Genomic DNA, 11948 nt, shown 5'->3' on the forward strand with positions numbered 1-11948 from the left:
GCCTCGACCCGCCGCTGCGGGCCGAGGCATCCGTCATCTCCGGCTCACGTGACCGGCGTCAGTCGTCGAGGAGCTCCGCTTCGATCACGTCGTCGTCTTCCGTCGGAGGCTCGGCCGCGGCCGGACCGTCGCTCGTGAGCACCAGCGAGGAGCCGTCGGCAGCCACGTCCACTCGCACGACGTCGCCGTCGCGGACGCCTCCGGAGAGCAGGGCCATCGCGAGGCGGTCCTGGATCTCGGACTGGATGAGGCGGCGCAGCGGCCGCGCGCCGAACACCGGGTCGTAGCCGCGCTCGGCGAGCCAGGCGCGGGCGTCCGGCGTCACGGCGAGGGTGAGCCGGCGGTCCTTGAGGCGGCGCTGCAGCGCGAACACGGCGAGTTCGACGATCTGTGCCAGGTCGTCCTGGCTGAGCGCGGCGAACATCACGATGTCGTCGAGCCGGTTCAGGAACTCGGGCTTGAACGCCTGCCGCACGATCGCCATGACGGCGTCGCGCTTCTCGTCGACCGACAGCACCGGGTCGATGAGGATCGGCGAGCCGATGTTCGACGTCAGGATGAGGATCACGTTCGTGAAGTCGACCGTGCGGCCCTGCCCGTCGGTGAGGCGGCCGTCGTCCATGACCTGGAGCAGCACGTCGAAGACTTCGGGGTGCGCCTTCTCGACCTCGTCGAGCAGCACCACCGAGTAGGGACGCCGGCGGACGGCTTCGGTGAGCTGCCCGCCCTGCTCGTACCCGATGTATCCGGGAGGGGCGCCGACGAGGCGCGAGACCGAGTGCTTCTCGCCGTACTCCGACATGTCGATGCGCACCATGGCGTGCTCGTCGTCGAAGAGGAACTCCGCGAGCGCTTTGGCGAGCTCGGTCTTGCCGACACCGGTCGGACCGAGGAAGAGGAACGAGCCGGTCGGGCGACCGGGGTCGCTGATGCCCGCGCGAGACCGGCGCACAGCATCCGATACCGCTTTCACGGCGTCCTTCTGCCCGATCAGGCGCTTGCCGAGCTCGGCCTCCAGGTGCAGCAGCTTCTCGCTCTCGCCCTGGAGCAGACGGCCGACCGGGATGCCGGTCCACGCCGCGATGACGGCGGCGATGTCCTCGTCGGTGACCTGCTCGTTGACCATGCGCTCCTCGGTCGACGCCGCCTCGGCCTGCTCGGCCTGCGCGATCTCGACCTCGAGGCGCTTGATGGTCTCGTACTCGAGCTTCGACGCCCGCGTGTAGTCGGCCTCGCGCAGCGCACGGTCACGGTCGATGATCGCCTGGTCGAGCTGCTTCTTGAGCTCGCCGACGCGGTTGAGGCCCGCGCGCTCGCGCTGCCAGCGCTGCTCGAGCACCGACAGCTCCGCCTCTGCGGTGGTCATGTGCTCGCGGAGGGTGGCGAGGCGCTCCTTCGACGCGGAGTCCTTCTCCTTCTTGAGCGCGAGCTCCTCCAGCCGCATGCGGTCGATCTGGCGCCGCAGCTGATCGATCTCGAGCGGACTCGAGTCGATCTCCATCTTCAGCCGGCTCATCGCCTCGTCGATCAGGTCGATGGCCTTGTCGGGAAGCTGGCGGCTGGGGATGTAGCGATTCGACAGGGATGCCGCGGCCACCAGCGCGCCATCGTTGATGGTGACGCCGTGGTGGGCCTCGTAGCGGCCCTTGAGTCCGCGGAGGATCGCGACCGTGTCTTCGACGCTGGGCTCGCCGACGTAGACCTGCTGGAAGCGGCGCTCGAGCGCAGCATCCTTCTCGATGAACTCGCGGTACTCGTTGAGCGTCGTCGCGCCGATGAGGCGCAGCTCACCGCGCGCGAGCATCGGCTTCAGCATGTTGGATGCTGCGACCGACCCCTCGCCGCCGCCCGCGCCCATCAGCACGTGCAGCTCGTCGATGAACGTGATGATGCGGCCGTCGGACTCGGTGATCTCCTTGAGGACGCTCTTGAGGCGCTCCTCGAACTGGCCGCGGTACATGGCGCCGGCGACGAGGGCGGAGATGTCGAGGGTGACGAGCTCCTTGTTCTTGAGCGACTCGGCGACGTCGCCCGCGACGATGCGCTGGGCGAGGCCCTCGACGACGGCGGTCTTGCCGACGCCGGGCTCGCCGATGAGGACGGGGTTGTTCTTCGTGCGGCGGGTCAGCACCTGGCTGACCCGCCGGATCTCGCTGTCCCGCCCGATGACGGGGTCGAGCTTGCCCTGCCGGGCACGGTCTGTGAGGTTGATCCCGAACTGCTCGAGGGCGCTCTGCGCGTCCTCCTGCCCGGGCTGTTGCGTGGCGTTCATCTGTCTCCTGAAATCTGTGGACCTCAACTCTTGGTCAAAGTTGAGTCGTCATGGCTCAAGTTTACCAGCGAGTCCGTTCGGGATCAACGCGACGCTAGTCTTCGAGTTCCGCCCGAGCGTCGGCATAGGCGCGGCGCAGCCCCTCGCCCACCCACTCGGTGCCGCGGTAGACGTTGTCGACGCCGATGTCGGCGGTGAGGCCGCCGGCCTCGAGCTGCGAGATGACGCGGTCCTCGGTGGCCACGACCTTCAGCGTCGAGTCGGCGTCGCGCAGCTCGGCCGCGAACCGGCGCAGCACCTCCACGTGAGACAGGCCGATCTCGTCGGTGCCGCGCAGCCGCACGATGACGACCGAGCCGCTCGACTCGCGCCTGACGTCGGGCAGCTGCCGCTCGAACACGGGCGCGCTGGCGAAGAAGAGGCTGCCGTAGGGCTGGAGCACAAGCACTTCGCCGGGCTGCACGACGGCCGGAGGGTCGATCTCGCGCATGCGCCCGTCATCCGTCATGCGCACCGCCCGAACCCGCACGCTGTTCGACTGCTCGGCGACGTACAGGATGACGCCGAGGCCGACGCCGACGAGCACGGCGAACTGCAGCGGGATGATCAGGGTGAGACCGAACGTGACGGCCATGATCGTCGTCGGCAGCGGCCCCGACTTCACGACCGAGTACACGCGGCTGGGCTTGATCGCGCGCCATCCCACGACGATGAGCAGGCCCGCCAGCGCCGGCATGGCCACGAAGGCCACGACGTCCGCCAGCAGGAACACCACGAGCGCCATGACCCCGCCGGCGACGAAGAGCGAGAGCCGCGTCTTCGCCCCCGCCTGCACGATCAGCGACGAACCCGACATCGACCCGCCCACCGGCATGCCCTGGAACAGCCCCGACACGACGTTGCCCAGCCCCTGGCCCATGAAGTCGCGGTTCGCGTTCGCCCGCTTGCCGTCGGCGGTCGGGATGCCGGCCGACACCGCCGCGCCCTGCACGAGACCGATGAACGTCAGCGACAGGGCGGGGATCAGCAGGTTCGGCGCGTCGGCGATGCTGGGCAGCACCGGCGCCGGGAGACCCCGAGGGACATCGACGATGTTCCGCAGCAACACGACAGGGTCCTGCACCCAGAGGTTCAGCAGCACCGCGCACACGGAGCCCGCCACCACCGCGATGACCAGGCCCATGCTGCCGACGCGGGTCGGCAGCAGCACCACGATGATGAGGATCGCAATCGTGCCGACGACCAGCGACGGGATGTTCCACTGCCCGACGTGGACGAGCACGTCGATGGTCTTGAGCAGGCGGTTGGCGCCCTGCGCCTGATAGCCGGTGAAGTTCGACAGCTGCCCGAGGATGATGTTGACGCCGATCGCCGTCACGAACCCCGTCATGACCGCCGTCGGCACGAAGCTGATCAGCCTGCCGCCGCGCAGCAGGCCGGCGATCACCATGATGATGCCGGTGAGGATCGCGAGGGTGAAGAGCCCGCGATCCGGATCAGGAAGCGTCTCGAGCCCCGCGTCCGAGACGACGAGAGCCATCGCGCTCGTCGCCTGCACGGCCATGAACGCGCTGCTGGTGAGCACGGCCGCGCCCACCATGCCGAAGAGATAGCCGTAGAGGCCGGCGAGCGGATTCACCCCGGCCAGCAGCCCGGCCGCGAGACCGTCGGGCACCGCCTCGACGCCGAGGATCACGCCCGCGACGGCGTCCTTGCGCAGCGTCTTACGGGAGAACCACGTCCTCGGATCGAACCCCACGGGTCACACGCTAGCGAAGGCTGTCCTGCCGTCGGGGGGATCTTCCGCGACGTACGGAGACATCGGGCGTAATTCACTCGACCTGCATGACGCGAAGCTCTTCCCAGGATTCTCCCAGGATGGCTAATGTGACGCCTGGCGGCACGGAAACCGCCCGGGCGCCACCCGCCCGAAGCTGAACGGCCTCCCCGGCCGACATGAAGGGACCCTCGCCATGACCAACTCCGACGTCAACACTTCCGGCTGGGCAGGATGGGGCGTCTTCGCTGCCGTTGTCCTGATCGTCGGCGGCACCATCGACGCCTTCCACGGCCTGCAGGCCATCATCGGCCCTGACACCGCCTACTTCCTCGGGCAGGAAGCCCTCTTCTCGATCGACGTCCAGGGCTGGGGCTGGTGGCACCTGATCGCCGGCGCCCTGCTGATCCTCGTCGGCATCTTCCTGCTCCTGGGTGCGACCTGGGCCCGCGTCGTCGCGATCATCCTGGTCGCACTCAACGCCATCGGCCAGATCACGCTGATCTCGGTGCAGCCGTGGCTGTCGCTGGCGCTGCTCGCCGTCGACATCCTCGTGATTTACGCGCTCACCGTCCACGGCAAGGAGATCGACGCCCGCAAGGCGTGACCCGTCGTGGGGGCGAATGCAACCCCTACGCGACGGACTCGAGAACGGATGCCTCGGCCCCCGCTTCGGCGGAGGCCGAGGCATCCGTCATCTCATCGACGGTGCAGGCGAAGCGCGAGCGGTACGCGGTCGGCGTCGTGCCGAGCACGCGTGCGAAGTTCTGGCGGAGCACTGCCGCTGATCCGAACCCGCTCTCGTAGGCGATGCGGTCGAGACCGAGGTCGGTCTTCTCGAGCAGGCGCTGCGCGTGGATGATCCGCTGGCGGGCGAGCCACGCGGCCGGCGTCGCACCGAAGTCGGCCTTGAACCGGCGGGCGAACGTGCGCGGCGACATGTGGGCCTTCGTCGCGAGCTGGTCGACCGTGAGGTCGAGGCGCAGGTTGTCGAGCATCCAGTCGGTGACCGGCGCCAGCGACAGCGACGTCGTGGCCGGAAGCGGGTTCGCGATGAACTGCGCCTGCCCGCCGTCGCGCTGGGGCGGCACGACCATCCGACGGGCGATGATGTTCGTGAGCTCGGCGCCGAGCTCCTGGCGCAGCAGGTGCAGGCAGGCGTCCAGGCCGGCCGCAGTGCCGGCGCTCGTGATGATGCGGCCGTCCTGCACGTAGAGCACGTCGGGGTCGACGTCGATGGAGGGGTACATCTCCTTCATCTTCTGCGCGTACATCCAGTGAGTCGTCGCGCGGCGGCCGTCGAGCACGCCGGAGGCCGCGACGACGAACGATCCACTGCACACGCTCAGAACCCACGCGTCGCGGGCGACCGCGGCGCGGATCACGTCGAGCACGCGGTCATCGATCCTGCCCCAGTACTGGTGCGGAACGGGCGAGACCACGACGAGGTCGGCCTCGTACGCGAACGACAGGTCGGCGTCGACGTTGATCGAGAAGCCCATCTTCGACTGCACGGCGCCGGGGTCGGGCGTGACCACGCGGAAGTCGAAGTTCGGGATGCCGTCGTCGGACCGGTCGAGGCCGAACGCCTCGCATGCGACTCCGAACTCGAACGGCGCGAAGCCGTCCGTGACGATGCAGGCCACCGTTTTCATGCGAACCTCCGCGACTGGCAGTTTTCGTGCGATGTGTGTCCATTCTGCCACTCGTGGCAGGACTGATGCAAGCGTAGCGTTTCTGCCATGTTCATGGTGATTCTTCTCGCAGCCCTGTCCGCGGTGGCCTTCGCATCGACGATCGCCGCCCTCCACTCCGACGGCTACCGCCGGATTCCCACCGACCGCACCCGCCTCCCCTGACCGGCGCCGGCCACCCCAGCCCCTCCTGAACTGAGGATCAGAGCCGGGATGAGGAGCAGATCCCGCGATTCGCTCCTCATCCCGGCTCTCGTCCTCAAATGAGGACCGGGCGACGCGACGGTGGACGGCTCAGGCGGTGACGCGGTCGTAGACCTCGACCATCGCCGCGGTGCGCGACGACTGCCGGAAGCGCTCGCGGATGGTCGGGTCCGGCACTTGGGGCGTACCGGCGGCGATATCGGATGCTGCCGCCCGCAGCGCGTCCGCGAGCGCGGCGACCGACGGGTCCGCGGTCACGCCGTCCCCCACGGCCCAGAAGCCCTCGCCGAGTTCAGCGGCCAGATCCGGGTCGCTGACCACGGAGGGCGTGCCGAGCGAGGCCGCCTCGAAGATCGTCATGCCCTGCGTCTCGAAGCCGATCGAGGTCTGCACGACGGCGTCGGCGGCGGCGATCCGCCGCAGGGTCTGGGCGTACGGCATCCGTCCCACGAAGGTCACGGTCGCGCGCGGCTGGAGTTTCTCGACGAGACGCCGCGCCGCGCGCAGCTGGCCGCCGCCTCCGATCACCTCGACCTCGGCCTCGACGCCCGAGGCGGCGAGCGCCTCGAGGAAGGGCATCAGGCGCTTCTCGGGACTCATGCGCCCGAGCCACACGAACCGCGGCGGGCCAGGGGCCCGCTCTGTCGAAGCCGTCGCGAGCACCTCGTCGAGCACGTCGTCGTCGATGCCGTTCCAGATCACGTCGACCGCCGGCGCACCGGCTGCGGGCAGGACCCCGTTCGCCTCGAGCCGCCGGGCGAAGTGCGTCGACGGCGCGGTGACGGCAGCGGCGCGGGCGCCGAAGCGGCGCAGGTACGCCCAGCCGTCGTGACCCCGCTCCGACTCGCCGATGCGACGCCCGAGCGCGCGGCGCTGCCACGCGTTCAGCACACGCAGCACGGTCTTCGGGAACGGCGTGGTCGCCTCGATCCCGACGTCGAGCCGGTTGTGCATCGTGTGAACGATCGGGAGACCGTGGCGCTCTGCGTACCGGACGCCGATGAACGCACCCCAGAAGTCCGCCTGGATGTGCACGACGTCGACCGGTGCGCGGCCCGCCATCGCAGCATCCAACCGCCGATCCGTCCGCCGGCCCGGCCACGTCATGGAGTATTCGCGGTCCACCGTGATGGGGATCGACGGCAGGTCCACGTACGCGGAGTCACCGGCCGCCGCGCGCGCCCGCGAGCCGTGCATCGCCGGCGCGACCATCGTCACGGTGTGCCCGGCCTTCTCGAGGAAGCGGCGCTGCAGGCGCATCGAGACCTGCGCCCCGCCGAGCGACTCGACGTGCTGGTCGCCGAACATCACGACGTGCACGATGGCCTACTCGGGAAGGGGCTCGTCGCGGTACAGCGCCTCGAAAGTGTCGAGCGTGCGCTTCATGTCGTGCACCTTGACGCCTTCGAGGGAGCACTGCTGCATCCGCGCCCGCTCTTCCGGAGTCTGCGTCAGCACCGTCGTGAGCTTGGCGGCGAGGTCGTCGACGTCGCTGGGGCGGAACAGGTATCCGTTCTCGCCGTCGTGGACGAGGTGGGGAAGCGCGACCGCGTCGGCGGCGACGATGGGCAGGCCCGAGGCCATCGCCTCCATCGTCGCGATCGACTGGAGCTCGGCGATCGAGGCGATGACGAAGAGGCTCGCGTTGGTGAGCAGCGCGCGCAGCTCCTCGTCGGTCGTGTGCCCGTGGAAGTAGACGCGGTCGCCGAGATCGAGCTCGGCGACGAGCTGCTCGAGGTTGCGGCGCTGATCGCCCGAGCCCACGATGTCGAACCGCACATCGAGCGCCGGGTCGAGCTTCGCGATCGCGCGCAGCACGACGTCGATCTGCTTCTCGGTCGTGAGGCGGCCGACGAACACCAGACGGTGCGCATCCCGGGGCGTGAGGTCGGCGGTGTAGTTCGATGCGTCGATGCCGCAGCTGACGGGGATGACACCGTCGATGTCGATCGTGCGCTCGAGGAACTCGGCCGCCTTGCGGGTCGGGGTGGTGACCGCGCGCGTCATCTTGAACGTGCGCTCGGCGTCTTCCCACGCGAGCTTGACCGCGTACTGCGTCCACGACGGCGGGAGCACCGTGAAGTCGAGCACGTTCTCCGCCATCACATGGTTGGTCGCGACGACGGGGATGCCGCGCTTGCGCGCCTCGCGCGTCAGGCCGCGGCCGATCACGATGTGCGACTGGATGTGCACCACGTCGGGCTGGACCTCATCGAGGACGCGGCGTGCATAGTGCTTGGACATGAACGGCATGACGAACGTGAGCCAGTCGTGCGGGTACCAGCGCCAGGACGGCAGCCGGTGCATCGTCATCGACTGGCCCTCGATGACCTCGGTGAAGGTGCCGTGCTCGCGATGCGTCTTGCTGGGTGCCATCACGTGCACCTCATGTCCGCGCGCGACCATGCCGGCGGCGAGGCGCTCCGCGAAACGGGCGGCGCCGTTCACGTGCGGGAGGAACGTGTCGGCGCCGTAGAGGATCGTAAGTGCGCGAGGACTCGCGGCGTCGGCGGGGGTGTCGTCGGGCGTCGCAGGATCGGTCACGGGTTGGGGGCCTGTCTGTGCGGCGGGGACGCGCGGCAGCGGCTGGCGCCACGCGCCCTCCACCCTACCCGAGGGGTTTCCGAGGGCTCCCCAGGAACGCGCCAGTGGGGGCACGTACCCTGGTCGCATGCCCCGTCTGCAGGCCGACGCCGACCCGAACCTCTGGGTGCCCGTGACCGAATCGCTCGGCTTCCGCGGGCGCCGTCACCGCAAGACGGCGATACGGATGCTGCTGAACCAGGCCGGCGGCCTGATGATCGGCCCTGCGGGCGCGACGCCGATCGAGTCGTCGGGCGCCGCGAGCGGGCAGCCGCGCTCCGGGAACGGCTTCGCCGCCTGGGCGATGAGCCAGGCCGCGCCGTTCCTCATGCGCAAGGCCGCGGGACGCGTGCTGGTGTGGGTGTGGAAGGCCGACGCCGAGCTCGTCGTCGTGATGGCTCAGGTGCAGCAGGCCACCAACGACCTCCGTGCCGCCCGCGCCATGATGCCGATGGAGTACGACGACACCCAGAGCTTCCGCAACCCCTACCTCGGCGTCGGCGAGAAGCTCGAGATGGCGCTCCCCTCCGACCAGCGCACCCCTCCGTTCGCTACGTACACGTGGGACACCGGCACGCACTTCGTCACCGTGACCTCGGTGTGCTCCGACCGCGAGCGCTTCGGCACCGTGATCGGCAGCGTCGACGACCTCGCCCGCACGCTCCGCGTCGTGGACGATCTGACAGTCGGCGAATCGCCGGAGGTGCTCCGCATCGAGCCGAAGAACTGACAGGCTCTTCGACGTGACTTCGTCGAGGCATCCCGCTGACCATCGTCCGCTTCGGATCGGCGTGCAACTCGCGCCGCAGCACGGGTCGTACACGGCCTATCGCGATGCCGTGCTGCGCGCGGAGGAGCTCGGCGTCGACGTCGTCTTCAACTGGGACCACTTCTTCCCGCTCACCGAGCCGTTCGAGGCCGCGCACTTCGAGGCGTGGACGGTGCTCGCCGCGATGGCCGAGCAGACCGAGCGCGTCGAGTTCGGGCCGCTCGTCAACTGCAGCTCGTATCGCAACCCCGATCTGCAGGCCGACATGGCCCGCACCGTCGACCACATCAGCGCCCGAGCGACCGGAACCGGCCGGCTCATCTTCGGCACCGGCTCGGGGTGGGCGCAGCCCGACTACGACGCCTACGGCTACGAGTTCGGCACCGTCGGCTCGCGACTCGACGATCTCGCCGAGGACCTTCCGCGCGTGCGTGCCCGGTGGGAGCGCCTCAGCCCGCCGCCCACGCGGCGGATCCCGATCCTCATCGGCGGTCAGGGCGAGCGCAAGACGCTGCGACTCGTCGCCCAGCACGCCGACATCTGGCACACCTTCACCAAGCTCGACGACCTCGAACGCAAGATCGGTGTGCTCCACGAGTGGTGCGCCCGCGAGGGCCGCGATCCGGCCGACATCGAGCTGTCGACCGGATACACGGTGCGCGGATTCGGCCCGCTCCTGGAGGGGACGGATGCCGCGTCCCGCCTGTACGACCTCGGCTTCCGGCTGATCGTCCCGGCGATCGACGGACCCGACTACGACCTCGCGCCGGTGAAGGCGCTCCTGGAGTGGCGCGACCGGATCAACGGCGTCTGACGGCGATCGGCCGATACGGTAGCCAGGCCGATATCGTTCGACAACCCCTCAGGAGGACGCCCATGGGCGCCGTCATCGGAGAGATCCTTCCCCTCGCCCTCGGTGTGGCGATCAGCCCGATCCCGATCATCGCGGCGATCCTCATGCTCCTGTCGCCGAAGGCGCGGGTCACGAGCGTCGGGTTCCTGCTCGGCTGGGTGCTGGGCATCGTGGTCGCCGTGACCGTGTTCACGCTGCTGTCGTCGATCCTTCCCGAGCAGGACGAGGATGCCTCGAAGCCGGCCCAGGGCGTGATCCAGCTGCTCCTCGGGGTCGGGCTGCTCCTCCTCGCGCTGCGTCAGTGGCGCGGACGGCCCAAGGCGGGCGAGGAGCCCACCATGCCGAAGTGGATGCAGGCGATCGACAAGGTCACCTTCCCCGTCGCGTTCGGCCTCGGCTTCCTCCTCTCGGCGATCAACCCGAAGAACCTCCTCATGGCCGCCGCGGCCGGCGTCGACATCGGGTCGGCGGGGCTCGACGTCGGGTCGATCGTGCTCGTGATCGCGGTGTTCACGCTGATCGCAGCATCCACCGTCCTCGTTCCGGTGGTCGGCTACCTCATCGCCGCCGAGAAGCTCCGCGGCCCGCTCGACGCGCTGCGCGTGTGGCTCGGCAAGGAGAACGCGGTGATCATGGCCGTGCTGCTGCTGGTCATCGGCATCTCGCTCATCGGCAAGGGCATCGGCTCGTTCTGACCCGGTCCGCCGGGTCTGCCTCGTCCGCCGACTCGCGAAAGTCGGAGATCTGGCCGAACTCGGCCCGATGGACCGGATCCGTCCGCGTTTCGCCCGATCTCCGAGTTCCGCAGGCCGGGCTACGGTGGAGCGGTGACTGCGGCGACCCACGACCAGGTGCTCCTCGACGGCGGCGTGTTCCGCATGGGGTCGGACGAGTTCTACCCCGACGAGCAGCCCGTGCACGAGCGGGAGGTGGCCCCGTTCCGCATCGACCGGTACGCGGTGACCAACGCGCAGTACGCCGCGTTCGTCGACGACACCGGGTACGTCACGGTCGCTGAGCGCGAGCTCGACCCGGCCGCGTTCGAGGGCGCGGATCCCGCGGACCTCGTGCCGGGGGCGATGGTCTTCACGCCGACTCCGGGCCCTGTCGACCTCCGGGACTGGCGCAACTGGTGGCGCTGGCAGCCGGGTGCGTTCTGGCGCCGGCCGTTCGGACCCGAGTCTTCGATCGACGCGCGGATGCAGCATCCGGTCGTCCACGTCGCCTTCGAGGATGCGACCGCGTATGCCGCGTGGGCGGGCCTGCGCCTGCCCACCGAGGCCGAGCACGAGTACGCCGCGCGCGGCGGGCTCGAGGGCGCGCGGTTCGCCTGGGGCGACGAGCCCTACCCGGGCGGCGTCGCGCAGGCGAACTCGTGGCTCGGGCGGTTCCCCTACGACAACCAGGGCGTCGGCGATGCCGCACCCGTCGGCTCGTACGAGCCCAACGGCTACGGCCTGTACGACATGACCGGGAACGTCTGGGAGTGGACGACCGACTACTACACGCCGCGCCACCTGCGCCTGTCGGACAAGCCCGTCGACGCCGGCAAGCGCGCGAACCTGCTCGCCGCGGCGAGCGCGCAGGACGGCTTCCCGTCGATCCCGCGCCGCGTGCTCAAGGGCGGCTCGCACCTCTGCTCACCGGACTACTGCCTGCGCTTCCGCCCCGCCGCACGCTCCCCCCAGGCCGAGGACACGGGCATGTCGCACATCGGCTTCCGCTGCGCCGCCGACGCCTGACCCCCGGTCGTTGAGCGAGCGAAGCGAGACGAAACGCCCCGGACCCGGCGCAAA

General features: G+C 69.6%; 10 protein-coding genes. 5 read left to right on the plus strand and 5 right to left on the minus strand.

The window, feature by feature from the left end:
• Positions 1 to 58: 58 nt before the first annotated feature.
• Together ACLBXX_RS13785 and ACLBXX_RS13790 are read right to left on the minus strand one after the other, a co-directional pair.
• Positions 59 to 2272, minus strand: coding sequence for an ATP-dependent Clp protease ATP-binding subunit (locus ACLBXX_RS13785; protein ID WP_447658466.1), 2214 nt, complete (start codon positions 2270 to 2272; stop codon positions 59 to 61).
• A 94-nt stretch (positions 2273 to 2366) separates the two neighbouring features.
• Positions 2367 to 4031 (minus strand): SulP family inorganic anion transporter, encoded by a 1665-nt coding sequence (locus ACLBXX_RS13790; protein ID WP_447658467.1) that lies wholly within the window; start codon positions 4029 to 4031, stop codon positions 2367 to 2369.
• Positions 4032 to 4245: 214 nt separating this feature from the next.
• On the opposite strand from ACLBXX_RS13790, the gene ACLBXX_RS13795 reads away from it, so the two are divergent.
• Positions 4246 to 4656 (plus strand): DUF7144 family membrane protein, encoded by a 411-nt coding sequence (locus ACLBXX_RS13795; RefSeq protein ID WP_447658468.1) that lies wholly within the window; start codon positions 4246 to 4248, stop codon positions 4654 to 4656.
• Positions 4657 to 4681: 25 nt separating this feature from the next.
• Here the strand turns inward: ACLBXX_RS13795 and ACLBXX_RS13800 are convergent, their stop codons facing one another.
• The 3 genes from ACLBXX_RS13800 to ACLBXX_RS13810 form a co-directional block, all read right to left on the minus strand.
• Positions 4682 to 5704, minus strand: a complete 1023-nt coding sequence (locus tag ACLBXX_RS13800) for a GlxA family transcriptional regulator (protein ID WP_447658469.1) — start codon at positions 5702 to 5704, stop codon at positions 4682 to 4684.
• 333 nt (positions 5705 to 6037) lie between these two features.
• Positions 6038 to 7267: a glycosyltransferase gene (locus ACLBXX_RS13805; RefSeq protein WP_447658470.1), complete on the minus strand. Its 1230-nt coding sequence runs from the start codon at positions 7265 to 7267 to the stop codon at positions 6038 to 6040.
• 6 nt (positions 7268 to 7273) lie between these two features.
• On the minus strand, positions 7274 to 8491 hold the full coding sequence (locus ACLBXX_RS13810; protein ID WP_447658471.1) for a glycosyltransferase: 1218 nt from the start codon (positions 8489 to 8491) through the stop codon (positions 7274 to 7276).
• A 127-nt stretch (positions 8492 to 8618) separates the two neighbouring features.
• On the opposite strand from ACLBXX_RS13810, the gene ACLBXX_RS13815 reads away from it, so the two are divergent.
• From ACLBXX_RS13815 to ACLBXX_RS13830, 4 genes are all read left to right on the plus strand, one after another.
• On the plus strand, positions 8619 to 9260 hold the full coding sequence (locus ACLBXX_RS13815) for a hypothetical protein (RefSeq protein WP_447658472.1): 642 nt from the start codon (positions 8619 to 8621) through the stop codon (positions 9258 to 9260).
• 61 nt (positions 9261 to 9321) lie between these two features.
• Entirely contained in the window at positions 9322 to 10113 is a 792-nt protein-coding gene (locus tag ACLBXX_RS13820) for an LLM class F420-dependent oxidoreductase (protein ID WP_447658473.1), read from the plus strand.
• Positions 10114 to 10175: 62 nt separating this feature from the next.
• Complete coding sequence (locus ACLBXX_RS13825; protein ID WP_447658474.1) at positions 10176 to 10847, plus strand: GAP family protein; 672 nt, start codon at positions 10176 to 10178, stop codon at positions 10845 to 10847.
• A gap of 132 nt (positions 10848 to 10979) precedes the next feature.
• The gene (locus ACLBXX_RS13830; protein WP_447658475.1) at positions 10980 to 11894 is read left to right on the plus strand and encodes a formylglycine-generating enzyme family protein; all 915 of its coding nucleotides are present in this window, start codon (positions 10980 to 10982) and stop codon (positions 11892 to 11894) included.
• Positions 11895 to 11948 lie beyond the last annotated feature (54 nt).

The sequence above is a fragment of the Microbacterium sp. C23T genome, from assembly GCF_053345975.1.